This window comes from Leucobacter celer subsp. astrifaciens (assembly GCF_001273835.1).
GTDB lineage: Bacteria > Actinomycetota > Actinomycetes > Actinomycetales > Microbacteriaceae > Leucobacter > Leucobacter celer.
In genome coordinates this window covers 1-23889 of record NZ_JHEI01000138.1, presented here as the reverse complement: position 1 = coordinate 23889, position 23889 = coordinate 1, and the positions used below count along the sequence as shown (strand labels likewise).

Sequence of the window (23889 nt, the reverse complement as noted above, 5' to 3'; positions counted from 1 at the left end):
CTCAGGTGACGCCGAGGCGATCCTTCAGCACGATCGCGGTGGCGCCGCGCAGAATGAGGTCCTCGCCCTGCTGGCTCGTGCGCAGCACGAGGTCGTCGTGGGAGTCGGGCATGGTGCGCCTGCGGAGGATCTCGAGCGTGGCCTCGGCCAGCGTGCCGTCGATCAGGTCGACGGGGCCCGCCAGCACCACCTCGGCCAGGTTGAGCACGCCGACCACCGGGGCGAGCGCGATGCCGAGACGCTGGCCCGCCTCGCGCAGCACCTGCTCCCGCTCCTGCGGGCGGGACTCGAGCTCGCGCGTCAGCGAGGGCACCGACAGCCAGTGCTCGAGCACGTGCTCGCGGGAGTAGGGGGCCTCGAGGCCGAGGTCGGTTCCCACCATCACCTGGCCGATCTCACCGGAGGCGAAGCGGTAGCCCGGCACCGGGTGTCCCGAGACGATGAGACCCGAGCCGACACCGTGACCGATCGCGATCAGGATGAAGTTGTCGGTCGAATCGCCGAAGCTGTACTCGGCGAGCGCGGCGACGTTGGCGTCGTTCTCGACCACGGTGCGGATCCCGGTGCGCTCCTCGAAGATGCTGCGCAGCGGCAGGTCCTCCCAGCCGAGGTTGGGCGCCGTGCGCACGGTCCCGGTGTCGTCGACGACACCGGGGGTGCCGATCCCGATCCCGAGGATCGGCACCTCGGCGCGCGACTGCAGCTCGTGCACCAGTCCGATCGCGAGTTCGCAGACGGCCTCGCCCATCGCGCCGTCGCGCGGCATCTCGACGCGGGTGACGATGCGGCCGTCGAGATCCAGGAGAGCGCCGCGCACGAGGAGGTGGTCGCTGAGGTCGAGGGCGACGACGGAGAACGCGTCGCGGGCCAGATCCACGAGGATCGCGGGCTTGCCGGGGCGCTGCGCCTCCTGCTGGCCGAGCTCGCGCAGCAGGTGCTCGGAGATGAGCTCGGCGACGAGCACCGAGACGGTCACCTTGGTGAGTCCGGTCGCCCGGGCCAGGTCGGCGCGGCTCATGGGGCCGGAGACGTAGAGGGTCTGCAGCACGAGCGTGCGGTTGTGCAGCTTCGCGTCGCCCGGGGTCGCCTTGAGGGCGCGGCGCGGCGCGCGGGAGGCGAACGCTGCGGGGGCGTGGGAGAGCGGTCCGGAGGGTTCCTCGGGACGCGGCGTTGCGACCATCATGTGAGTTAGTAAAGCTAACGAACTAAATATTCGCAAGTCCGGATGTGCGGGATCGGCCTGTCGTGACCGAACTGTGATCCACGGGGATGGTGCGCCCGCGGGCCGCCGGATCGGGTGAAGCGCGTCAGTAGTTGCTGCTTCCCGGCCCGCGAGGCGACGTCTACTGGCGCGCGGATCGTTGCGCCGCAGAGGCCGGCCCCCGGGAACGGGGACCGGCCTCGAGCAGCGCTGCGCAGAGCAGCGCTGCGCAGAGCAGGGCCGCGCCCTGCAGCGCGGAAGCGCCGGGTCAGACCAGGCGGGCGCCGTTCTCGGCGTCGAACAGGTGCAGGCGCTCGGGAACCGGGGCCAGGGTGACGGTGTCTCCGGGGCCGGGGTGCACGCGGCCGTCGACCCGAGCCACGATGTCGACGCGGTCGCCTTCGACGGTGTGCCCGTAGAGGTAGCCGTCGGCGCCGAGCTCCTCCACGAGGTCGACCACCACGGAGAGCCCGGGATCCCCCGCGCCGACGAGCACCAGGTCCTCGGGGCGCACGCCCACCGTCACGGTGGGCGACTGCACCCGCACCGGCGCCGGCACCGTCGCGGAGCCGAATGCGACGCCGGCCTCCGACACCGGCGAGGAGAGCAGATTCATCGCGGGCGATCCGATGAAGCCCGCGACGAACTCGTTGTTGGGCGTCTCGTAGAGATCGCGCGGGCTGCCCACCTGCTGCAGCACGCCGTCCTTGAGCACCGCGATGCGGTCGCCCATGGTGAGCGCCTCGGTCTGATCGTGGGTCACGTAGACGGTGGTGACGCCGAGCCTGCGCTGCAGCGATGCGATCTGGGTGCGGGTCTGCACGCGCAGCTTCGCGTCCAGGTTCGACAGCGGCTCGTCCATCAGGAAGACCTGCGGCTGACGCACGATCGCGCGGCCCATCGCGACGCGCTGGCGCTGCCCGCCGGAGAGCGCCTTGGGCTTGCGGTCGAGGTACTGCTCGAGATCCAGCATCTTCGCGGCTTCGAGCACCCGTGCCGAGCGCTCCTCCTTGGAGGCGCCCGCGATCTTCAGCGCGAAGCCCATGTTCTCCGCCACGGTCATGTGCGGGTAGAGGGCGTAGTTCTGGAACACCATCGCGATGTCGCGATCCTTCGGCGGCATATCGGTGACATCGCGATCGCCGATGAGCACGCGGCCCCCGTCGATCTCCTCGAGGCCCGCGAGCATGCGCAGCGTCGTGGACTTGCCGCAGCCCGAAGGGCCGACGAGTACCAGGAATTCTCCGTCGCCGATCTCCAGGTCGAGCTGGTCGACCGAGGGGCGCTCCGTCCCCGGATAGACGCGGGAGACGTTTTCGAACGTGACAGTTGCCATGATTTCCTCCACCGGCAGGTACGTGCCGGACGATCCGTTGTAGAGCCGGCGGCCTGCTCGGCCGCCGATGCCCGTCGTTGGGCGTGCTCAGCCTAACATCCGGGTCGGACTCGGGTCGAGACCCGGTAGAGGAGCAGCGCGGGATCGCCGCGGCGCCTCGGGTGGCTCGGGTTGACAGCCGCTCGACGGGCTGCTTATCTGGAGCCGGTCTGCACCGCACTCTCGCGCTTTCCGCGCAGCACCGTCACCCTGGAGGTCCCGTGGACGTCGTCATCGTTCCCGACGCGGCTGCCGTCGCCGAGCACGCCGCCGAGACGATCGCCGATGTCGTGCGCTCCCGGCGGGGCGCGGTGCTGGGCGTCGCGACGGGATCCTCGCCGCTCGGAACCTATGCCGCGCTGGCCGAGCGCGTTCGCGGCGGCGGCCTCGATCTCACCGGCGTCAGCGCCTTCGCCCTCGACGAGTACGTGGGCCTCGATCCGCGCCACCCCGAGAGCTACCGCTCCGTGATCCGGCGCACCGTCACCGAGCCGCTCGGCCTCGATCCCGAGCGCGTGCACGTGCCCGATGGCGTCGCCCCCGATCTCGAGGCCGCCTGCGTGGACTACGAGCGGCGCATCGCCGACGCCGGCGGTGTGGACCTGCAGCTGCTGGGCATCGGCGCCAACGGCCACATCGGCTTCAACGAGCCGACCTCGTCGTTCGCGTCCCGCACCCGGATCAAGACGCTCGCGCCCCGCACCCGGGCGGACAACGCGCGCTTCTTCGCCTCCGAGGACGAGGTGCCGATCCACTGCGTCACGCAGGGGCTCGGCACGATCCTCGACGCGCGCGAGCTGCTGCTCGTGGCGCAGGGCGAGGAGAAGGCCGAGGCCGTCGCCGCGATGGTCGAGGGACCGCTCGCCAGCATGTGCCCCGCGAGCGCGCTGCAGCTGCACCGACGCGCGACCGTGGTGATCGATCGCGCAGCCGCCTCCCGCTTGAGCCTCACGGCGTACTACGAGTACGTGCAGGAGCACCGGCCCAAGGTCAAGGTCTCGGCCTAGGGCCTCGGCCCGGACGCGCCTCGGGATCGCCTCGAGCCGAGGCTACGGAGAGAGCGGGTGGGCTCGAGCGCCCAGAACGGCAGCGAGGGTCTGATTTATCTCGATGTCGAGAGACTTGGAATTCTCGGCTAGACTGTTTGGCGGCTCTATCGAGCCCTGCATCGGGAACGGCGTTACGGCCTCGATCCCGCGGAAGCAGCGCGCGGCGTCTACCGTGCTGCGCGCCCCCGAGCTCACACATCACGACACTGGGAGAAGCGTTGGCGAAGATCAAGGTTGAAGGTACGGTCGTCGAACTCGACGGCGACGAGATGACTCGCATCATCTGGCAGTTCATCAAGGACCGTCTCATCCACCCGTACCTCGACGTCACGCTCGAGTACTACGATCTCGGCATCGAGCACCGCGACGCCACCGACGATCAGGTGACCATCGACGCCGCCAACGCCATCAAGAAGCACGGCGTCGGCGTCAAGTGCGCGACCATCACCCCCGACGAGGCCCGCGTCGAGGAGTTCGGCCTCAAGAAGATGTGGCGCAGCCCCAACGGCACGATCCGCAACATCCTCGGCGGCGTGATCTTCCGCGAGCCGATCATCATCTCGAACATCCCCCGCCTCGTGCCCGGCTGGAACAAGCCGATCATCATCGGCCGCCACGCCTTCGGCGACCAGTACCGCGCCACCGACTTCCGCTTCCAGGGCGAGGGCACCCTCACGGTCGAGTTCACCCCGAACGACGGCTCGGAGCCCCAGAAGTTCGAGGTCTTCCAGTCGCCGGGCGACGGCATCGCCCAGGTGCAGTACAACCTCGACGCCTCGATCCGCGACTTCGCGCGCGCCTCGCTCAACTACGGCCTCTCCCGCAACTACCCGGTGTACCTCTCCACCAAGAACACGATCCTCAAGGCCTACGACGGCCGCTTCAAGGATCTGTTCCAGGAGATCTACGACACCGAGTTCAAGGAGCAGTTCGAGGCCGCGGGGCTCACCTACGAGCACCGCCTCATCGACGACATGGTCGCCTCGGCCATGAAGTGGGAGGGCGGCTACGTCTGGGCCTGCAAGAACTACGACGGCGACGTGCAGTCGGACACCGTCGCGCAGGGCTTCGGATCGCTGGGCCTCATGACCTCCGTGCTCGCGACGCCCGACGGCAAGGTCGTCGAGGCCGAGGCCGCCCACGGCACCGTGACTCGTCACTACCGCCAGCACCAGCAGGGCAAGCCCACCTCCACCAATCCGATCGCCTCGATCTTCGCGTGGACCCGCGGTCTCGCCCATCGCGGCAAGCTCGACGGCAACCAGGACCTGATCGAGTTCGCGCTCACGCTCGAGGACGTCGTCATCAAGTCCGTCGAGTCGGGCAAGATGACCAAGGACCTCGCGCTGCTGGTCGGCCCGGATCAGGCCTACCAGACCACCGAGGAGTTCCTCGCGACGATCGACGAGAACCTGCAGCAGCGTTTGGCCTAGCCTCTTCGCCATCCTGCGCGCGATACGCAGGATCCAGGGCGGCGGTGCTTCGGCACCGCCGCCCTGCTGCGTGCGTGGGCATATACGCGCGTCGCTCGCCCCGACCGCCGGTTGAGCGAGCGGAGCGAGTCGAAACCCGGACAGCAGGCCTTGATTTCGACTCCGCTCCGCTCAATCAGCGGCAAGGGCGACCTCGATGCTGCCGCGTTTCCTCCGGCGACTGCGCTGCGCTCAACCGGCCAGGGCGGTTTCGGGGGCGCCGAGGGCGGCTTCGGCGCGGAGGAGCTCCAATGCCGCACGCGCGGGCGGGGTGATCGCGACCGCGTCGCGCACCACCGCGTGGATCGAGCGCACCGGGGTGGGGTTCGCCAGGTGGCGCAGGGCCACGCCGGCCGGCGGATCCGTCGCCCCGAGCGTCGGCAGCACGGTGATCCCGATGCCGGCCGCGACGAACGCCAGCGCGGCGTGATAGTCGTGGGTCTCGACGTGGAACGCCGGCCGGAACCCCGCCGCGGCGCAGGAGTCGAGCAGATTCTGGCGGCACCACCCCGCGGCGAAGTCGTTGTCGATCCAGCGCTCGTGCTTGAGGTCGGAGAGCTCGACGGTGCCGCTCGCGGCGAGCGGGTGCGTTTCGGGAAGCGCGACGATGTAGGGGTCGTCGAGCAGGTGGTGCGTCGTGAAGCCCCGTCCGGTCACGAAGTCGTGGCGCGCGACGATGAGGTGGATGTCGGCGCGATCGTCGGGGCGGTCCGGCGCGTTGTCGCTCAGCCGGAGGTCCAGGCGCACGCCGGGGAACTCCTCGGAGAGCCGGTGCACGACCGATGGCAGCCAGACGCTGCCGACCGAGGCGAAATAGGCGATCGACAGGCGGCCGGTGCGGCCGGTACGCAGATCCGATACGAGGGTCTCGGCCTCGCCGATCCTGGCCAGCACGCCGTCGGCCTCCGCCGCGAGAGCGAAACCCGCCGCGGTGGGGCGCAGTCCCCGGCCCGCGCGCTCGAGCAGCGTCAGGCCGACCTCCTTCTGCAGGGCCGTGATGTGCTGGCTGACCGCCGAGGGGGTGTATCCGAGGTTGGCGGCCGCGGCCTGCACGGACCCGCTCGCGACCACGGAGCGGAAGACACGGAGGCGATGCAGATCCAGCATGCCTCGATAATACAGCTGAGCTTAATCATGGGGAAGACTTGTGAACTGGTGCTAACGATTCGATCGGGTGCAGCATGGAGGCATGACGAACCTCTCACCCTCCTCCTCACTCACCGCGCGCACGGTTCCGGTGCTCATGGTGGCCATCACGGTGGTGCTGTGGGCGTCGGCCTTCGTCGTGATCCGCGCCGTGGGCGAAGACTTCGCGCCCGGGGCGCTCGCGCTGGGGCGGTTGCTCGTGGGCGCCATCGCGCTGACCGTGTTCGTGGCCTTCCGGGCGGTGCGGGCGGGTGCCGCACCGCGGCTGCCCGGCGGGCGAACACTCGGGATCCTGGTGCTGTGGGGCGCCGCGTGGTTCGGCGGCTACAACCTCGCGCTGAATGCGGCGGAGCTGCGTCTGGACGCGGGAACCACGGCGCTGCTCGTGAACGTGTCCCCGCTGCTGGTGGGCCTGTTCGCCGGTCTCCTGCTCGGCGAGGGGTTCCCGGCCCGGCTGATGGTCGGGATGTCGGTGGCGCTGCTGGGCGTCGTCGCCATCGCGTCGGCCACCTGGACGGGGCAGGGGGACGCGATCGGAGTGCTGCTGGCCCTGCTCGCCGCGCTGCTGTACGCGGGCAGCGTGATCGTGCAGAAGCGCCTGCTCATCAAGATCGATGCGCTGACGGTCACCTGGCTGGGCTGTCTCGTCGGGGCGGTCGTGTGCGCGCCCTTCGCGCCCGAGCTGATCGCGGCCGTCGGAAGCGCTCCCGCATCGTCCGTGCTCGGCGTCGTCTACCTCGGCGTCTTCCCCACCGCGATCGCGTTCGTGACCTGGGGATACGCGCTGTCGCGGATGAGCGCGGGACGTCTCGCCGCCTCGACCTACGTGGTGCCGCCGCTCGTGGTGCTGATGTCGTGGCTGCTGCTCGCCGAATCGCCCGCGATCCTCTCGCTCGTCGGCGGTGCGGTGTGCCTCGCCGGGGTGGCCGTCGCGACGTTCGTGAAGCGGGGGACGGGTGCGGGATCCGCCGCCGAGATGCGGGATCGCGATCGCGCGCGGGTGTGACGCGCGCGTGTGTGACGCGCGCGGGTGAGGCCCGGGCGGTTGTCCATCACTGAGGGGCATATGCCGCTGGCGGCATAGAGATCGTCCAGCGCCGCGATGGGGCCACGACTCCGGATCGTCCGCACGCGTGCGGACGATCCGTCGGATGCACCGGACGCGGCGTCGGGCGAACGAGCCGGCACCGGCGAATCATGGAATCATGACCGCAACCGCCCCGGTACCCACGATTCCGACCGATCCCGAGCAGGGCCCCGCGCGCCGGCATCGGATGCGCTACAGCGCGCTCGTCACCATGATGCTCATGAGCTTCTTCCTGGTGACGGCCGAGTTCCTGCCGAGCGGAATGCTCACCGGCATCGCCGAGGGACTCGGCGTGACGACTGGTCAGGCCGGCCAGATGGTGTCCGTCACCGCGTTCGCGGGCCTGCTCGCAGCGCCGACCGTCGGGCTGCTGCTCCCGCGGCTCGACCGCCGATCCCTGCTGGTGTGGATGGCGATCCTGGCGGCGGTCTCGAACGCCCTGGTCGCCATCGCACCGAGCCTGCCTCTGGTGATGCTCGCGCGTTTCCTGCTGGGGGTCGCGATCTCGGGTTTCTGGGCGATGTCGATCACGGTGGCGGCTCGCATCGCGGGTCCGGAGCGACTGGGTCGCGCGGTGATGTTCAACTCCGCGGGGGTGTCGCTCGCCACCGTCGCGGGAGTGCCGCTCGGAGTGATGCTGAGCGAGCTGATCGATTGGCGCGGAGTGTTCGGAGTTGCGGCGGTGCTGAGCGCGGCCCTCGTCGTCCCGCTGAGGACTCTGCTGCCGGCGGTTCCCGCAGCACGCTCTGCGCGGCTGTCGACGCTCGTCGGCGCGATCCGTCGCCCCGGAATCGGGATCGGCGTGCTCGCCAACATCTGCGTCGTCACCGGGCACTTCCTCGCCTATACCTACGTCCGAGTGGCGCTCGAACGTGTGAGCGAGGGCGGGGTCGCCGTCGGCGCCGATACGATCGTGATCCTTCTGGCGCTCTTCGGAGTGGGCGGTTTGATCGGAAACGTCGTCATCGGAGTGGTCGTGGATCGCGGTTATCGAGTGCTGGCCGTGCTCACTCCGACCGTCATCGCGGGACTGCTGATGCTCGTCATCGCCGTCTCCGGGTCGGTATGGGCGACCGGCGCGGCAGTCTTCATCTGGGGCTTCTTCTTCGCCTCCTGGCTGCTCATCGCGAATACGTGGGTCGGCAACCGGATGCCGGATCAGCTGGAAGCCGGGGGCAGCCTGATCGTCGTCGGTTTCCAGGCCGGGATCATGATCGCGGCCGCGATGGGCGGCGCTCTGGTCGACATAATCGGGATCGCGCCGGTGTACGCGGTCGGCGCCGGACTCCTGCTGCTGGGGGCCGCTCAGTTCGGGCTCTCGGACCGGCTCGCCTCCGGTCGACGAGGGGCTTGAGGGGGTCGCTTCGCGGCCGGGGCCGGGGCCTCGGCTGATGCGGGGCGGCTGAGGCGGAGCCGACCCGACCCGACTAGACCTAGGCCTCGGCCCCTCGGATCGCGCAGGAGCGCCAAGCGGAGGGGGTGACCCCGATCCGTCGCCGGAAGGCGCGGCTGAACCCCTCGTCGGATCCGTATCCGATCGCCCGCGACACCTCCGAGACACCCCAGCCCCGGGCCAGCAGATCCTGTGCGGATCGGATCCGCACGTCCGTGACGTAGTTCGCAGGCGAGATCCCCGTCGCGGATCGGAAGCGCGCGGCGAAGACGGAGCGGGACATCGCGCCCGTCCGCGCGAGATCCTCCAGCGTCCAGTCCCGTCCGGGATCGGCGTGGATCGCCTCGACGACGCGGTCCAGGAAGCGGTCGTTCGTGCGCGACGGCCAGCCGTCGGGCGCGCACCCGCGCACGACCCAGGCGCGGATCACGGATACGAGGACCGTGTTCGCCATCATCCGGCAGACAACCGCGTCGCCGGCCCGGCTCGAGCACGGAGCGTCGTCGCCGTCCAGTTCCGGGCCGAGCTGAGCGGCGAGCGCGGCGACGGCCGGATCGCTTCCGGACAGCTCGCGAACGGTGATGGCGCCCGGCAGCAGTTCCAGCAGGTGGGCGGCGCTCTCGGTGAGGTCGAGCGAACTCACGAGCGCGAACGCGTGCTGCGCCGCCCGCAGGGAGTGCGCCCGGCGGTCGGTGATCATCCGCGCGTCCCCCGCGACGAGCTCCTCCGAGGCGCCGCCGGGTCCGTCGACTCGGAGCGCCCCGTCGATCACGTAGACGAGCGCGATGCTGCTGCGGGGGATCGCGACGACGTCGCAGCTGCGCAACGTCACGCGGTGCTGGCGGTGCACCCGGGCGTCGAAGCCGGCGAGCACCCGGTCGATCGCGGCGTCGCGTCCGTCGAGGCCATCGCGCGCCGCGGGCTCTGCGGTGAGCGGCGATTCCGCGCGGGTCGGGAGGGTGGTCGGACTCATGGGAAGAAGAACGCGCCGAGCGGGCGGGCTATTCCGGGCGAAATGGTCTGCAGCCGCCCCGCTGCCGCTTCACGAGTGACGGACTGTCTCGACGCGACGGGGCAGGTCTCGCGCGAGAATTCAGCGGGCGCGGGCCAGAGCGAGGTAGCCGGCCACCGCGCCGCCGATCCCGAGCAGCACGGGCCACAGCCAGAACACGCCGAGTGCGAGCAGCGCGGCCACCGCAGCGGCGAGCAGCAGCAGCTCGAAGAGGGTCTGCGCGAAGCGGTCGACGCGCAGCACCGGGCGCGGCGAGAGGAACAGCGCCCAGAGCAGCACCGAGAGCACGAGGAGACCGAGGCCCGTCAGCACACCCGGGAACGGCAGCGGCCACGAGACGAAGCCCCACACGGTCACCGCGATGACGGAGACGAGGTGGAAGACGCTGCGCGCCAACTGCAGGATCGTGGCGGCGCGGGTGGGCTGGTTCTCGGAGGAGCTGGTCACCGGATCATTCTACCGGCACTGCCGAGGGCCCCGTCCCTCCGTCCCGCCCATGCCCATGCCCATGCCCGTGCCCGTCCCTCGCCTCGCTGATGACGCAATGCGGAGTCCCGAATGGCTGCCTCGCTCGGCGTGAGGCAGCCATTCGGGACTCCGCGTTCGACGTCGGCGGCGCTTCCTCGGGAAGGACCGTCCCGGAGGATCGCCTCGGAGTCGGTCGGGCATAGGGTGTGGGTATGACCGGTGAGCAGCACCCGACGGCGGCGCGCGGGATCCGGATCCTCGACGCGCGCGGCGACTTCGGATCGCCCGCTCGGGTGAGCTGGGCGGACGGGCGCTTCGCGCTCGGCGGCGGTGATCGCGGCGGGGATCGCCGCGGCGCTCGCGCCGGGGATCGCGCCGGCGAGCTGGACGGTTCGGGTCTCTGGATGATCCCCGGGCTCGTCGACGCGCACCTGCACGCGGGCTGGCAGGCCTTCGAGGCCGAGGACCGCGCGCGTCTCGGCGCGGATCGCACCCGGGGGCTCGTCGCGGCCGCGCTGCGCCGCACGCTGGCCTCCGGCTTCACGAGCGTGCGCGATGCGGGCGGGCTCGACGCCGAGCAGTTCGCGGCGATCCCGCCCGCGGAGCGCCCCCGCGCCCAGCTCGCGGTGCGTCTGATCGACCGGTCGGCGGCCGACGCGGCCGGCGGCCTGGACCGCGCGGTGGAGCGGGTGCTCGAGGCGGGGGCCCGGTGGGTGAAGCTGGTCGCGACCGCCGGGGTGGCGGCGCCGGCCGGGACGGGGCTGGACCCCCTGTTCTCGGCGGCCGAGCAGCGCGACGCCGTGCGGCGGGCCGAGCGGGTCGGCGCCGGGGTGATGGTGCACGCCTGGGGCGGCAGGGCCGTCGACCACGCGATCGAGGCCGGAGCGCTGAGCCTGGAGCACGGGATCTTCCTCACCGATGCGCAGGCGCGCAGCGCCGCAGTGCGGGGCATGACGCTCGTGCCGACGCTGCGCATCTACCGGCTCGTGCGGCGCATGATCGATGCGGGATCGCTGCCCGCGGCCTTCCGGGCTCGCGTGGAAGAGGCTGTGGCAGTGCACCCGCTCGCGGTGCAGCGCGCCCGTGACGCGGGGCTCGCGATCGCGCTCGGCACGGACTACGGCACCGCGGAGCAGCACGGCACGGGCCGGCTCGAGTTCGACGCGCTGGTCGAGGCCGGCCTCACGCCGCAGGAGGCGCTGCTCGCCGCGACGCGCACGGGCGCAGAGCTGCTCGCGCGAGTCGCGGGCTCGGAGGACCCCGGAGAATCGCCCGCCGGCGCGATCGCGGAGGGCGCGCTCGCCGACGCCGTGATCCTGCGGCGCGACCCCCGGGAGCCGGGTGCGCTGAGCGATCCGGAATCCGTCCTCGCGGTGCTCCTCGGCGGGCGTTGGATCGATCCCGTGCGCTGATCTCGACGGGCGGCGTGCCCACCGGGCCATGCTCCGGGGTCCCCCGGCGGGGACGCCGCCGTCGTGGTTCCACGGCGGCGCAGCAAAGTGGTCCAGTGATCGAGGTGCAGTTACCGTAGAGAGGTAGACCACTTGGCGTGCGGGGTGCCACGCGCCGAGACACCCGCGACGCAAGGAAGAACACCGTGAGAAAGTCGATCGCATCGAGGCCGCGCCGCCTCGCCCTCGCCGCCGCCGCGCTCTCCGCAGCCCTCGTCCTCAGCGCCTGCGCGGGCGGGAGCGGGGACGACGCGGATCCGGGCGCCACCTCCGGCGAACCGGTCGTCGGAGGCACCCTCGCCTTCGGCCGCGTCGCGGCGGTGAACAACCTCGACCTCAATCAGCAGATCACCGCCAACAACGCCTTCGCGATCGACAAGATCTTCGAACCGCTCGTCGCCTTCGACGAGAACGGCGAGATCGGGCCCTGGCTCGCCGAGCACGACGAGAGCGACGACGGCCTCGTCTACACCTTCACACTGCGCGAGGGGCTGCAGTTCTCCGACGGCACCGAGGTGGCCCCCGACGACGTGGTGTTCTCCCTCAACCGTCACATCGAGGTCGGCGGCCCGCTGCCGCTCACCGCGCCCATCGCGAGCCTCGAGGCGACGGGCGAGCGAGAGGTCACGATCACCCTCGACGCGCCGTACACCCCCTTCCTCTCCGAGCTGTCCGGCTTCTCGAACGGCATCTTCCCCGCCGACTTCGGGGGCGTCGACGAGGAGGAGTTCTTCCAGAACCCCGTCGGCACCGGGCCCTTCGTCGTCGACGAGTGGGACCCGAACGGCGACATCTCCTTCGTGAAGAACGAGCACTACTGGCAGGAGGGTAAGCCCTACCTCGACGGCCTCGTCTACAAGTTCGTCGCCGACGACACCCAGCTGCGGCAGCAGCTCGCCGCCGGTCAGCTCGATGCGATCGACACCGTCCCCGCGGCCAACGCCGCCGAGGTCGACGCGGACGCGAGCACCGTGCTGTCGCGGACCGAGGGATGGTCGACCGAGCAGGTGTTCTTCAACACGCAGCGAGAGCAGTTCGCCGATCGCCACGTGCGCCGCGCCATCGCGCACGCACTCGATCGCGAGGGGATCGCCGCGGCCACCACGTTCGACACCGCTGAGGTCGCGAACGCGCTGCTCCCGCCGAGCATCACCTACTCGGCGAACGACGAGGTCGAGGCGCTCGACTTCGACGTCGAGGCCGCGAAGGCCGAGCTCGCGCAGTCGGAGCACCCCGACGGGTTCGCGGTTACCCTGCTCGTCGCGAGCGGCAACGCCCAGCGCGCGCAGATCGCCCAGATCCTCCAGGAGTCCCTCGCGCAGATCGACATCGAGGTGGAGATCGAGTCCCTCGACATCGCCGTGTTCCGCGAGCGCTTCTTCGCCTACGACTTCGACTTCATGCTCAACAGCGGGCAGTCAGATGCTCCGGACCCCAACGGCTTCATCACCTTCCAGGCCGACCCGGAAGGCTTCAGCAAGTCGTACTGGACGCACTTCACCGACGACCGCGTCACCGAGCTGATGCACCAGGGTCGCACCACCCCGAACGGCGACGACCGCGAGGCCGTCTACCACGAGATCCAGCAGATCCTCGCCGACGAGGTGCCCTACATCCCGCTGTTCTTCCCGGCGAACCTCAAGGCCACCACCGACCGCGTGCACGGCTTCACGGTGCTGCCGAACTCGAGCGTGCGCTTCCAGGACACCTGGTTGGCGGCGGAGTAGTCCTCGACGGGAAGCGGGCGACCGAATCCCATCGCTCGTTGCATCTTCGCGATATGCATGAATCGCATATCGCTCAGCTGCAAAGGCGACACGATTCGGTCGCCCGCTCCCCGTCTCTCCCCGTCCTTGAGGGGCGCAAGTAGGGTGAACTCGTGACGGGTAGAGCGGTGCGGCGAGCGGCGAGGGCCACGGGGCGGATCCTCGCCCGCGTGGTCCCCGTGATGCTCGGCGTGGTGATCGCCGTGTTCTTCCTGCTGCGCATGGTGCCGGGCGATCCGGCGGCCATGATCCTCGGCGAGCGCGCCACCCCCGAATCCATCGCGGCGCTCCGCAAGCAGCTCGGGCTCGATCAGCCGCTGTGGCGGCAGTTCACCGACTTCCTCGTGCAGCTCGTCACCCGCCTCGACACGGGCGATTCGCTCGTCACGGGCCAGTCGACGCGCGAGCTGATCCTGGCCAAGGCCCCGGTGAGCCTCGGCATCGTCGTGTTCGCCGTGCTGCTCGCGGTGTGCATCGCGGTGCCGCTCGCGCTCGCCGCGGCGCTGCGCAAGGACGGCTGGGCTGACCACGTCGTGCGGATCCTGCCCACCGTCGGCATGGGCATGCCGCTGTTCTGGATCGGTCTGCTGCTCATCATCGTGTTCGCGGTGCAGCTGCGCTGGTTCCCGGTCGGGGGCGTGGGATCGGGTCCGGGCGAGCCGCTGCGCAGTCTCTTCCTGCCCTCGCTGGCCGTGGCGCTCGGCATGGCGCCGCCGCTGATCCGCTCGCTGCGCGCCCAGCTGATCGAGGTGCTGTCGGCCGACTTCGTGACGACCCTGCGCGCCGCGCGCATCCCCGAGCGGCGCATCCTGTGGCGGCACGTGGTGCGGGGAGCGGCGCTGCCGGCGCTCACGCTGCTGAGCGTGAACACCGCCTATCTCATCGGCGGAACGCTGGTGGTCGAGAAGGTGTTCGGGATCGGAGGTCTGGGCACGCTGCTCTTCCAGTCGATCGGCAGCCGCGACTTCCCGGTGGTGCAGGGCGTGGCGCTGTACTGCGCCGTGCTCGTGGTGATCGTCACGACGCTGGCCGGGGTGCTGGCGGCGGCGCTCGACCCGCGGCTGCGGGTGGGGGACGAGCCCGTGGCCTCGGATCCCCGTCGGCCGCTCTCCCCGGACTCCGCGCTCGGCTCGCCGGCCCTGCGGAGCGGCGCGGAGTCGACACCACCCGCGCCCGCGACGGCGCGCGATCGGCAGGCGCGGCGGGCCGGCGGCGGGAGCGCCCGATGAGCTTCTGGCGCCGCGCCCTCCGTTCGCCCGCCTTCGTCGGCGGAGCGATCCTGTTCTCCCTGATCCTCGCGGCCGCGATCCTCGCCCCCGTGCTCGCGCCGTACTCGCCGAGCGCGCAGAACCTCACGGGCGGCCTGCTGCCGCCGTCTCCCGAGCACTGGCTCGGCACCGACCAGCTGGGACGCGACGTGCTCTCGCGCCTGCTCTTCGCGGCGCGGACCGATCTGCGCATCGCGATCCTCGCCTCCCTCGCCCCGTTCGTGATCGGCGTGACCGTCGGCCTCGTCTCGGGCTACTTCGGCGGCGTGGTCGACCGGGCGGCGTCGCGCATCACCGACACCGTCATCGCGTTCCCCTTCTACGTGATCGTGATCGCCATCGTGTTCGCGGTCGGCGCCGGCGAGACCGGCATCATCCTCGCCTTCGCGCTGGTCGGCTGGGTCGGATACGCGCGGGTGCTGCGGGCGATGACCGCCTCGCTGCGCGAGGCCGGCTGGGTGCAGGCGGCGCGCGGCGGCGGGCTGTCGCACGCGCGGGTGCTGCTGCGGCACCTGCTGCCCAACGTGCTGCCGCAGGCGGTCGTGCTGCTCGCCACCGAGATCGTGCTCATCATGGTGGCGATCGTCACGCTCGGGTATCTGGGGCTCGGTATCCAGCCGCCCACGCCCGACTGGGGCACCATGATCGCCGACGCGCAGCAGTTCGTCACGACGCAGTGGTGGCTGGCGGCGTTCCCGGGGTTCGCGGTGGTGCTGACCGGGATCGCGCTCTCGCTGCTGGGCGACGGCGTCGGCGACGCGCTGCGGGTGGGGAATGCCGCACGAGGATCCGCGATCCGGGGCCCATCATCCGCGAAGCGGGAGTCGCGAATTGCCGCATCGCCGCGCTCGATGCGGCAATTCGCGACTCCCGCTTCGGGGCGCCGGGATCGGGACGGACTCGCGCGCGGCGAGGTGCGGGTGCGCGGGCTGCGCGTGGATGCGGGTGCCGCTGACGGTGGTCGTCCGGGTGGGGGCGCGGGCTCGGGGGCCCCGCTCGTCGACGGCCTCGGCTTCGAGGTGGCGCCGGGCGCGGCGCTCGGCATCGTGGGGGAGTCGGGCTCCGGCAAGAGCCTCACCCTGCGAGCTCTGCTCGGCATGATGCCAGTGGGCACCCGCGTGGTCGACGGCGCGATCGCGGTCGGCGGGTCGGTCGGCATGGTGTTCCAGGACCCGCTCACGGCGCTCGACCCGCTCACGCGCGTGGGGGTGCAGCTGCGCGAGGCCGTCGAGGCGGGAGGCGCCGCGGGATCCGGATCGCGCGGTCGCGCGAGTGCACGGGTGCGGGAGCTGCTGGAGCAGGTCGAACTGCCCGATCCCGAGCGCATCGCGCGGTCGTACCCCCATCAGCTGTCGGGCGGGCAGCGGCAGCGGGTGGTGATCGCGATGGCGCTCGCCGGGGATCCCGCTGTGCTGCTGTGCGACGAGCCCACCACGGCGCTCGACGTGACCGTGCAGCGCCAGGTGCTCCGACTGCTCGACGGGTTGCGGCGCAAGCGCGGGCTCACGCTCGTGTTCGTGAGCCACGACCTCGCGGTGGTCGCCTCGATGTGCGATCGGGTGCTGGTGATGCGCGAGGGGCGCGAGGTGGAATCGGGGCGGACCCAGCAGGTGATCCGGGATCCGCGCGACGCCTACACCCGCTCCCTGCTGGAGGCTGTTCCGAGGCTGCCGGATCCTGCTCCGGATCCCGATTCTGCTCCGGATTCTGCTTCTGCTTCTGCTGCGGCACCCAGCGCGCCGAGTGAGCGCGAATGGTTCGACCTGGGGGCTCCGGCGGACCATTCGCGCTCACTCGCCGCTGCGGACGCGCGATCCGCAGCGGTGCCGGATCCCGAGCCGCCCGTGCTCGAGGTGCGCGAGGCCGAGGTGCGCTACGGCGGCTTCACGGCGGTGACGGGGGTGTCGTTCGCGGTGGCGCGCGGCGGTTCCCTCGGCATCGTGGGGGAGTCGGGGTCGGGCAAGACCACACTCGCCCGTGCCGTCGTGGGACAGGTGCGGGCCGCCGCGGGCGAGATCCGGCTCGACGGCTCGCCGCTTCCGGCCCGCCGCTCGCCGGCGCAGGCGCGCGCGATCCAGCTCGTGCCGCAGGATCCCTACTCCTCGCTCGATCCCCGCATGACCGTCGAGCAGACGCTCGGAGAGCTGCTGCGGGTGCATCGCATCGTGCCGCGGGATCGGGTGCGCGCGCGGATCGCCGAGCTGCTCGAACTGGTGCGGCTCGATCCCGCCCTCGCCCGCGCGTATCCCCACCAGCTGTCGGGCGGGCAGCGGCAGCGGATCGCGCTCGCGCGGGCGCTCGCGGTGGAGCCGCGCGTGATCGTGGCGGACGAGCCGACGAGCGCGCTCGACGTCTCGGTGCAGGCCAGCGTCATCGAACTGCTGCAGGGGCTGCGGCGGGATCCGGGGGTGACGCTCGTGTTCGTGTCGCACGATCTCGCGGTGGTGCACGAGGTGTGCGACGCCGTACTCGTGATGCGAGAAGGCGGCGTGGTCGAGGCCGGCGGCCCCGCCTTCTTCACCGCTCCGCGCACGAACTACGGACGCGAGCTGCTCGGAGCGGTGCCCCGGCTATAGAACGGTTGCGTGCGCGTCGGGCGTGCTTGATACCCTCAGCAGTACACGATCGAACCGAGAGGGGGAAACCGATGGACGGCATCTTCACCTGGATCGAGCGTCTGCTCGACGGTTCGCTCTTCGCCGGCGGGATCTTCCTGATCATCGGCATCGTCGGCGGGGTGCTGCTGCTCATCTCGCTGCTGCTCGACGGCATCTTCGACGCGTTCGACTTCGGCGACGGGCCGCTCAGCCTCACCACGATCGCCGCGTTCACCGCGATCTTCGGCTTCACCTCGTTCGCGAGCGTGGGCGCTGGGATGTCGACGCCGGTCGCGGCGATCGTGGGCGCGCTCGCGGGAGTCGTGGGCGGGGCCGCCGCGTGGTGGCTCTCGCGGCTCATCCGCAACGCGGAGTCGACCACGGCCGTCAGCGGTGACGACCTCGTGGGTTCTCAGGGGTCGGTGGTTCTCGCGATCCCGCAGGGCGGTCTCGGCGAGGTCGCGCTCACCCGCCACGGCGAGCGCATCTCGCTCTCCGCGACCGCCGCGGAGCCCATTCCGCGCGGCACCGCGGTGCGCGTGATCCAGATCGTCACCTCGACCTCGGTGCGCGTCGAACCGCTCGAGCCCGCTGAACCGATCGCGCCCGCTGCAGCCCCGGAGCCGCAGCAGCCGTCAGAACCATCGGATCCCGCGGAGCGATCCGACCACGACCCAACATCCGAATGAACGGAGACTGAATGTTGTTCGCAAGTCCGGCGATCGTCGGGATCTTCGGCGCGGTCATCGCGCTGGTGCTCGTCGCGCTCGTCATCATCAAGCGCTACCGCATCGCCAAGCCCGACGAGGCGATCATCGTCACGGGTGGCAAGGGCAAAGAGGTGGTCGACGCCTCGGGTCAGAGGTCGCGCGACCTCTCGGGCCAGAAGGTCGTCACGGGAGGCGGCGTCTTCGTGTTGCCCTTCGTGCAGAAGTCGTTCACCATCTCGCTCCGTTCGCGCCGACTCACCATCACCACCGAGGCGCAGACCACCGACGGCATCACGATCCAGGCGCAGGCGGTCGCCGTGGTCAAGGTCGGCGGCACCCAGGAGATGATCCGCGCGGCCGCCCAGCGATTCCTCTCGAACTCCGACGAGATCGACGAGTCGACGCAGGAGGTGCTGTCGGGCTCGCTGCGCTCCATCATCGGCGGCCTGACGGTGCTGCAGATCATCCGGGATCGTGCCGTCGTCGCGCAGAGCGTGCTCGAGGCGGCCGAAGAGGCGCTCACCAAGCAGGGCCTCGTGGTCGATACGCTGCAGATCCAGGAGATCCGCGACGGCGCAGACTACATCGCGAACATCGGCCGCCCGGAGGCGGCGAAGGTGCGCCAGCAGGCCGACATCGCCGAGACCAACGCCTACCAGGCCTCGCAGGAGGCGAAGATCGCCGCCGAGCAGGTGCTCGTCGACCGCAATCGCGAGCTGAAGCTGCGTCAGGCCGCCGTGCAGGTGGAGACCGACAAGGCCACCGCGCAGGCCACGGCCGCCGAACCGCTCGAGCAGGCGATCCAGCAGCAGGCGATCGTCGAGCAGCAGCAGATCACCGCGCAGAAGGAAGTCGCGCTGCGCACCGAGAAGCTCAACGCCGATGTGCGCGCGGTCGCCGAAGCCGAGGCCTACCGGGTCGAGGCGCTCGCCAAGGCCGAGGCCGCTGCTGCGGTATCGGCCGCGGAGGGCCGTGCGAAGGCGGTCGAGCGCGAGGGCGTCGCGAACCGCGCCGCTCGTATCGCCGCGTCCGAGGCGCTCGAGGCCGAGGGTCGCGCCGAGGCCGCCGCCCTCGAGGCGAAGGGCCGCGCCGAGGCGACCGCGATCGACGCCCGTGCCCGCGCGCTCGAAACCCAGTCGCAGGCGGTGCTCGCGCAGGAGCTCATCCACCTGCTGCCCGAGATCGCGAGCGAGTACGCGCAGGCGATCGGCGCGATCGACAACATGACGGTCGTGTCGGCCGACGGTACCTCGAAGGTCGCGGGCGAGGCGATGGGCAACATCAAGGGCCTGCTCGAGATGGCCAAGGACACGGTGGGCGTCGACCTGGTCGGCATGCTGAACGGCGCCGTGACCGGTGGCGTGACGGGTGCGGCCGCGGGGCGCGCGGCGTCCAGCGCGCAGAGCCGGGTCCGCGGTGCGGAGAGCCGCGATGCTGAGAGTCGTGGGGTGGAGAGCCGCGGTGCGGAGAGTCGTGCCGAGGCGGCGCGGTACTCCGCGGAAGAGGCCTCCGGCGCCGCTCAGGATCTGGCCGAGACCGCCTCGCGCGCGGCGAGCGATGCGGCGGATGCTGCGGGAACCGCCGCGAACGCGGCGAGCGAAGCCGCACAGCGCGCCGCATCGCGGGCTGCCGAGGGACTGAACGGCATCGGCGAGTCGTCGCGGCCGAACCAGGCAGAATAGGGGCATGTCCAAACCCCGATCGGTGACAGCCGAGGTCGACTCGATCCTCGGTCCCGCGCCGGCGAGCTACACGCAGCCTGAGGCGGTGGTGCTCCGATTCCGGCGGCACGGGCGAAGGCTCGTGCTGCCGGTGTGCGTGCTGATCGCTCTGGCCGCCGTGGCCGGATACTGGGTGGGCGCCCTGCCGGAGTTCTGGATGAACCTGCTCGCGGGCGTGGCCGCCGCGCTGGTGGGCCTGGTGCTCGGAGTGCTGCCGGTGCTCGCCTGGCTGGCGCACCGCACCACGGTCACCACGCGCCGCGTGATCGTGCGCCGCGGACTGTTCGTGCATCAGCGCTCGGAGGTCGCGCTCGGCAGGGTGCGCGAGGTGAAGACCAGGCGCAGCGTGCTGCAGCGCCTGCGGGGCGCCGGAGACATCGACGTGCTGCACGGCGCCGAGAGCCTGCGTCTCGAAGACGTGCCCGGCGTGGCGGTGGTGGCCGACGCGCTGCACGAGCTCATGGAGCGCAACTACGAGCACGCGACGCGGGTGCAGCAGCACCTCTCGGGGGCGATGCCCGGGGCAGCGCAGGGCGCGCCGCCCGACCCGGGCGGGCTGAACGATGGGCGGGACCCCGAGCCGGAACGCGGCTTCTTCTAGCCGGATTGCGGCTTCGTCAGAGGTCGTGACCGTGGGCCGGTCTCACAGCCGAAGTTGCCCTGCCGCGTTCCACTGCCAGGCTCGGTTTGACAGCAGACGGCCGAGAGACGCGGGTTCTCGGAGCGTCTGCTGCCGAGCGCAGGCGGAGCGTGCGAGTCGCCGCTCATCCGGGTGCCTCGGCGCCCACGGGCTTCGGCTGGTGAGTACCTCAGCTGGTGCGGGCGATGAGCACGTCGATGAGCTGGCTCGCGAGCTTCACGAGACGCTCGATCTCGTTCTCGTCGCGATCCACCCAGCGGTACTCGGGCTCCCCGACCGGCACGAAGTTCTCGTGCCGCTCCCACACCATGAGCGTGCGCTCGGCACCGAGCACGTACTGCTGCCACCAGACCTGCCGCAGATAGTTGCGGGGGATCGAGCGCCACTCTTTGTTGGTGGTCTTGATCTCGGCGAGTTCTATCGTGCCGCCGGTGCGCTGGGCGAGGCCGTCGGGGGTGGCGAGGTGCCGCAGATCGGACTCGGCGTGGAAGAGCGCCTGGCTGGGGGCGATCCCGTGCTCCCGCATCACCCACGCCGCGATCTCGGGCTCGCGCGCCTTGCCGTGCTCCGTGTACGCGTTGCCCGTGAAGCGGCTGCCGTGCAGCTTCTCGTGAGCAGCGGATTCGATGGAGCGCGATGTCGAGAGCTTGGCGACGTCGGTGGCGGTGATCCCGCGCGCGCGGGCGCGCATCCACGCCATGCGGTCGGTACCGTCGGTCACCACGCGGCTCAGATAGCTCGGGATCGGGTCGGACACCCCATCAGTCTCCCATGCTCACGGGCGCCTCGACGACTGCGGCGCGCGCGTCGTCGACGGAGGTCCCGCGCGTCGCCGTCGGGGTTTCGCGCACGCTGGATTGAGGCGACACCTGATGAGAAATGTCCTGGATGGAGCGGAAATCTGCATGGTGTCCGACGGGTGGCGGATCCTTCTCAAAGGAATCGAACAGTGAGTTTCCTGGGAGTCGATGAAGAGATTCCCGGTGTGATTCGAGCGAGTGAGGATGTGTGAACCGCATGGTTCCGCGGATCTGCCATGAATAGTGTGTGGGTGCTCCGGTTTGGTTCACAGGATGGGCTCTGAGATAGGTGAAAACTGCGGTGGGGCGCACCGAAACGAGGCGATAGGCTCGGCGGCGAGAGAAATCCGCATCGTTTCCGCAGGAACGATCTTGCGGAGAGGACCCAATGGGCTAGGGGGGCCCGGGCACGGTTGACTTCTCGTGCACGGACTGAGCCCGGAGAAGGAGCATCCGGTTATGGATTCGCAGGCTTTGAAGCGCGTAGACGGCGGCAAGATCCGCGCACTGGTGGTCGATGACGAGGAGTCGATCACGCAGTTGGTCGCAATGGCACTCCGGTACGAGGGGTGGGAGGTCGACACCGCGTCGACCGGCCAGGAGGCGCTCGACAAGATCAAGTCGTTCGAACCCGATGTCGCGGTGCTCGACATCATGCTTCCCGATTTCGACGGCATGCAGCTGCTGGCGCGGCTGCGCAGCGCGGGGGAGATGTTCCCGGTGCTGTTCCTCACGGCGCTCGATTCCGTCGAGGATCGGGTCAACGGACTCACCGCCGGTGGTGACGACTACGTGGTCAAGCCCTTCAGCCTCGAGGAGCTGATCGCGCGCCTCCGTGGACTGGTGCGCCGTTCGCAGCTGACGCTCGCGCAGCAGCCCGACCCGGTGCTGCGGGTGGGCGATCTCACCCTCAACGAGGACAGCTACGACGTGGAGCGCGGCGGCGAGCCGATCACGGTGACCAATACCGAGTTCGAGCTGCTGCGCTATCTCATGCGCAACCCGAACCGGGTGCTGTCGAAGGCGCAGATCCTCGATCGCGTCTGGGCGTACGACTTCAGCGGCAAGTCCACGGTGGTCGAGCTCTACATCTCGTACCTGCGCAAGAAGATCGACAGCGGCCGCGAACCCATGCTCCACACCGTGCGCGGCGCGGGCTACATGCTCAAGCCCGCCAACTAGAAGCTTCTTCGAGAGACCTGCCCCCGTTCCCTCTCAGGAAATCCTCTATGAGAGCTCGCGCGGGACTTTCAGTATGAGGCGAGTGGGGAGTGGATCGGCTAAGCCTTGCGTGGCTGGGTCTGGCAGCGACCGCGGCGAAGCCGCAGTCGCCGGATCGCAAGGCGTGCCGATCCACTTCCCGCTCGCCGGGGACGTGCCGCGCGAAAGTGTGGTAGAGTTTCCCTCGGCCAAAGACCGCCGGTACGGATCCGCGAGGATCCCGGAACGTCTGCGAAAGCAGAGACCAGCGCAGGTGCAGAACTCCTTGAGGGGTGGATCCCGATCTCGAACTCACTGAAGCTCCGTGCGTGCGCGCCGGAGCTTTTTCTCGTTTCGAGAGAGTTTCGAGCGGCGCGGCCCCCGAGCGGCATCCGCCGCGCGGGTACGACAAGCTAGGGAGCGCCATGGCTACGAAGGACGCTACGGTTGCCGATCTTCAGCAGAAGTTTGAAGAGTCGACTGCCGTTCTGCTGACTGAGTACCGCGGTCTCACGGTTGCTCAGCTGCGGGATCTCCGCAACAGCATCCGCGAGCACGCGACGTACGCCGTGTCGAAGAACACGCTGACCAAGATTGCGGCCAACAACGCCGGGATCACTGCTTTCGATGACGAGCTCGCCGGTCCTTCGGCACTCGCCTTCGTGCACGGTGACACCGTCGCGGTCGCCAAGGCTCTGCGTGACTTCGCCAAGGCAAACCCTCTTCTGGTGGTGAAGGCGGGCTACTTCGATGGCAACGCCCTGACCGCTGCTGAGGTAGGCAAGCTTGCCGATCTGGAGAGCCGCGAGGTGCTGCTGGCCAAGGCCGCAGGCGCCATGCAGGCCGCTCTGGTCGGCGCTGCGCAGCTGTTCAACGCTCTGCCCGCCAAGGCCGCACGCGGCTTCGGCGCGCTGCAGGAGAAGCAGGACGCGTAAGGATCGGCTCTCGCCGGTTCGGTATCAATAAGACCCGCCTGTCGTGCGCATGCGCGCGGGCAGACATCAAGGAGAAACACAATGGCTAAGCTTTCGACCGAAGAGCTGCTCGAGCAGTTCAAGGAGCTCACCCTCATCGAGCTCTCCGAGTTCGTGAAGGCCTTCGAGGAGACCTTCGACGTTTCGGCTGCCGCTCCCGTGGCCGTCGCTGCTGCCCCGGCCGCCGGTGGCGCCGCTGAGGCCGTCGAGGAGAAGGACGAGTTCGACGTCGTCCTCGAGTCGGCCGGCGACAAGAAGATCCAGGTCATCAAGGTCGTGCGCGAGCTGACCGGCCTGGGCCTGGGCGAGGCGAAGGCTCTCGTCGAGGAGGCTCCCAAGAACGTGCTCGAGGGTGCGAAGAAGGAGGCCGCCGAGGAGGCCAAGACCAAGCTCGAGGAGGCCGGCGCGGGCGTCAAGCTCGTCTAAGGTTCTTCGCTGAAGAGGCGGGTTTACCTTCGGGGGGTCCCGCCTTTTTTCGTTTTCGGGCTGTCTCTTTTAACCATTCTACGCTGCCGCAGGCGGATCTAGTGTAGTTCTCGTGGGTCGCCGGTTCATTAAA

The 23889-nt window shown here is 70.1% G+C and carries 20 protein-coding genes; 14 read left to right on the top strand and 6 right to left on the bottom strand.

The genetic code is table 11. The features are described from left to right. Position 1 precedes the first annotated feature (1 nt). Positions 2-1183, bottom strand: coding sequence for an ROK family transcriptional regulator (locus AMS65_RS11555; protein WP_193787025.1), 1182 nt, complete (start codon positions 1181-1183; stop codon positions 2-4). Positions 1184-1469: 286 nt separating this feature from the next. Next, positions 1470-2537, bottom strand: coding sequence for an ABC transporter ATP-binding protein (locus AMS65_RS11550; protein WP_053384328.1), 1068 nt, complete (start codon positions 2535-2537; stop codon positions 1470-1472). Positions 2538-2797: 260 nt separating this feature from the next. Between AMS65_RS11550 and nagB the strand changes: the two genes are divergently transcribed. Then, the gene (gene nagB / locus AMS65_RS11545) at positions 2798-3583 is read left to right on the top strand and encodes a glucosamine-6-phosphate deaminase (protein WP_053384327.1); all 786 of its coding nucleotides are present in this window, start codon (positions 2798-2800) and stop codon (positions 3581-3583) included. 260 nt (positions 3584-3843) lie between these two features. Beyond that, entirely contained in the window at positions 3844-5058 is a 1215-nt protein-coding gene (locus AMS65_RS11540) for an NADP-dependent isocitrate dehydrogenase (protein WP_053384326.1), read from the top strand. A 231-nt stretch (positions 5059-5289) separates the two neighbouring features. On the opposite strand, the gene AMS65_RS11535 is transcribed toward AMS65_RS11540, so the two are convergent. Beyond that, entirely contained in the window at positions 5290-6204 is a 915-nt protein-coding gene (locus AMS65_RS11535) for a LysR family transcriptional regulator (RefSeq protein ID WP_053384325.1), read from the bottom strand. An 82-nt stretch (positions 6205-6286) separates the two neighbouring features. Here AMS65_RS11535 and AMS65_RS11530 point away from each other — a divergent pair, with 82 nt between their 5' ends. Next, the gene (locus tag AMS65_RS11530) at positions 6287-7249 is read left to right on the top strand and encodes a DMT family transporter (protein ID WP_053384324.1); all 963 of its coding nucleotides are present in this window, start codon (positions 6287-6289) and stop codon (positions 7247-7249) included. Positions 7250-7448: 199 nt separating this feature from the next. Further along, positions 7449-8684, top strand: a complete 1236-nt coding sequence (locus AMS65_RS11525) for an MFS transporter (protein WP_053384323.1) — start codon at positions 7449-7451, stop codon at positions 8682-8684. Between the two features lie 79 nt (positions 8685-8763). On the opposite strand, the gene AMS65_RS19100 is transcribed toward AMS65_RS11525, so the two are convergent. Together AMS65_RS19100 and AMS65_RS11515 are read right to left on the bottom strand one after the other, a co-directional pair. Beyond that, the gene (locus AMS65_RS19100; RefSeq protein ID WP_053384322.1) at positions 8764-9696 is read right to left on the bottom strand and encodes an AraC family transcriptional regulator; all 933 of its coding nucleotides are present in this window, start codon (positions 9694-9696) and stop codon (positions 8764-8766) included. 120 nt (positions 9697-9816) lie between these two features. Beyond that, positions 9817-10182: a DUF2568 domain-containing protein gene (locus AMS65_RS11515; protein WP_053384321.1), complete on the bottom strand. Its 366-nt coding sequence runs from the start codon at positions 10180-10182 to the stop codon at positions 9817-9819. 233 nt (positions 10183-10415) lie between these two features. Between AMS65_RS11515 and AMS65_RS11510 the strand changes: the two genes are divergently transcribed. The 7 genes from AMS65_RS11510 (at position 10416) to AMS65_RS11480 (ending at position 20317) form a co-directional block, all read left to right on the top strand. Further along, positions 10416-11615, top strand: coding sequence for an amidohydrolase family protein (locus AMS65_RS11510; RefSeq protein ID WP_053384320.1), 1200 nt, complete (start codon positions 10416-10418; stop codon positions 11613-11615). 185 nt (positions 11616-11800) lie between these two features. After that, positions 11801-13381, top strand: a complete 1581-nt coding sequence (locus AMS65_RS11505; protein WP_053384319.1) for an ABC transporter substrate-binding protein — start codon at positions 11801-11803, stop codon at positions 13379-13381. Between the two features lie 152 nt (positions 13382-13533). After that, positions 13534-14649, top strand: a complete 1116-nt coding sequence (locus AMS65_RS11500; protein WP_241489424.1) for an ABC transporter permease — start codon at positions 13534-13536, stop codon at positions 14647-14649. Continuing rightward, positions 14646-17264: an ABC transporter ATP-binding protein/permease gene (locus tag AMS65_RS11495; protein ID WP_053384318.1), complete on the top strand. Its 2619-nt coding sequence runs from the start codon at positions 14646-14648 to the stop codon at positions 17262-17264. Before AMS65_RS11500 ends, AMS65_RS11495 begins: the two co-directional genes overlap by 4 nt. A 71-nt stretch (positions 17265-17335) precedes the next feature. Further along, the gene (locus tag AMS65_RS11490) at positions 17336-17974 is read left to right on the top strand and encodes an NfeD family protein (RefSeq protein WP_053384317.1); all 639 of its coding nucleotides are present in this window, start codon (positions 17336-17338) and stop codon (positions 17972-17974) included. Between the two features lie 11 nt (positions 17975-17985). After that, positions 17986-19677, top strand: coding sequence for a flotillin family protein (locus tag AMS65_RS11485; protein WP_053384316.1), 1692 nt, complete (start codon positions 17986-17988; stop codon positions 19675-19677). 4 nt (positions 19678-19681) lie between these two features. After that, complete coding sequence (locus AMS65_RS11480; RefSeq protein ID WP_075200968.1) at positions 19682-20317, top strand: PH domain-containing protein; 636 nt, start codon at positions 19682-19684, stop codon at positions 20315-20317. Positions 20318-20525: 208 nt separating this feature from the next. On the opposite strand, the gene AMS65_RS11475 is transcribed toward AMS65_RS11480, so the two are convergent. Next, positions 20526-21056 (bottom strand): YqaJ viral recombinase family protein, encoded by a 531-nt coding sequence (locus AMS65_RS11475; RefSeq protein WP_083451671.1) that lies wholly within the window; start codon positions 21054-21056, stop codon positions 20526-20528. A gap of 559 nt (positions 21057-21615) precedes the next feature. Between AMS65_RS11475 and AMS65_RS11470 the strand changes: the two genes are divergently transcribed. The 3 genes from AMS65_RS11470 (at position 21616) to rplL (ending at position 23756) form a co-directional block, all read left to right on the top strand. After that, positions 21616-22338, top strand: coding sequence for a response regulator transcription factor (locus AMS65_RS11470; protein WP_053384314.1), 723 nt, complete (start codon positions 21616-21618; stop codon positions 22336-22338). A 443-nt stretch (positions 22339-22781) separates the two neighbouring features. Continuing rightward, positions 22782-23291: a 50S ribosomal protein L10 gene (rplJ, locus tag AMS65_RS11465; protein WP_053384313.1), complete on the top strand. Its 510-nt coding sequence runs from the start codon at positions 22782-22784 to the stop codon at positions 23289-23291. 81 nt (positions 23292-23372) lie between these two features. Then, positions 23373-23756, top strand: a complete 384-nt coding sequence (gene rplL, locus AMS65_RS11460; RefSeq protein WP_053384312.1) for a 50S ribosomal protein L7/L12 — start codon at positions 23373-23375, stop codon at positions 23754-23756. The last annotated feature ends 133 nt before the right edge of the window (positions 23757-23889 follow it).

What these genes read in the sequence shown, in the direction of transcription:
- AMS65_RS11555 (WP_193787025.1), bottom strand. Translation starts at nt 1,183, where the DNA reads ATGATGGTCGCAACGCCGCGTCCCGAGGAACCCTCCGGACCGCTCTCC.
- AMS65_RS11550 (WP_053384328.1), bottom strand. Translation starts at nt 2,537, where the DNA reads ATGGCAACTGTCACGTTCGAAAACGTCTCCCGCGTCTATCCGGGGACG.
- AMS65_RS11535 (WP_053384325.1), bottom strand. Translation starts at nt 6,204, where the DNA reads ATGCTGGATCTGCATCGCCTCCGTGTCTTCCGCTCCGTGGTCGCGAGC.
- AMS65_RS11530 (WP_053384324.1), top strand. Translation starts at nt 6,287, where the DNA reads ATGACGAACCTCTCACCCTCCTCCTCACTCACCGCGCGCACGGTTCCG.
- AMS65_RS11525 (WP_053384323.1), top strand. Translation starts at nt 7,449, where the DNA reads ATGACCGCAACCGCCCCGGTACCCACGATTCCGACCGATCCCGAGCAG.
- AMS65_RS19100 (WP_053384322.1), bottom strand. Translation starts at nt 9,696, where the DNA reads ATGAGTCCGACCACCCTCCCGACCCGCGCGGAATCGCCGCTCACCGCA.
- AMS65_RS11510 (WP_053384320.1), top strand. Translation starts at nt 10,416, where the DNA reads ATGACCGGTGAGCAGCACCCGACGGCGGCGCGCGGGATCCGGATCCTC.
- AMS65_RS11495 (WP_053384318.1), top strand. Translation starts at nt 14,646, where the DNA reads ATGAGCTTCTGGCGCCGCGCCCTCCGTTCGCCCGCCTTCGTCGGCGGA.
- AMS65_RS11490 (WP_053384317.1), top strand. Translation starts at nt 17,336, where the DNA reads ATGGACGGCATCTTCACCTGGATCGAGCGTCTGCTCGACGGTTCGCTC.
- AMS65_RS11485 (WP_053384316.1), top strand. Translation starts at nt 17,986, where the DNA reads ATGTTGTTCGCAAGTCCGGCGATCGTCGGGATCTTCGGCGCGGTCATC.
- AMS65_RS11480 (WP_075200968.1), top strand. Translation starts at nt 19,682, where the DNA reads ATGTCCAAACCCCGATCGGTGACAGCCGAGGTCGACTCGATCCTCGGT.
- AMS65_RS11475 (WP_083451671.1), bottom strand. Translation starts at nt 21,056, where the DNA reads ATGGCGTGGATGCGCGCCCGCGCGCGCGGGATCACCGCCACCGACGTC.
- AMS65_RS11470 (WP_053384314.1), top strand. Translation starts at nt 21,616, where the DNA reads ATGGATTCGCAGGCTTTGAAGCGCGTAGACGGCGGCAAGATCCGCGCA.
- rplJ (WP_053384313.1), top strand. Translation starts at nt 22,782, where the DNA reads ATGGCTACGAAGGACGCTACGGTTGCCGATCTTCAGCAGAAGTTTGAA.
- rplL (WP_053384312.1), top strand. Translation starts at nt 23,373, where the DNA reads ATGGCTAAGCTTTCGACCGAAGAGCTGCTCGAGCAGTTCAAGGAGCTC.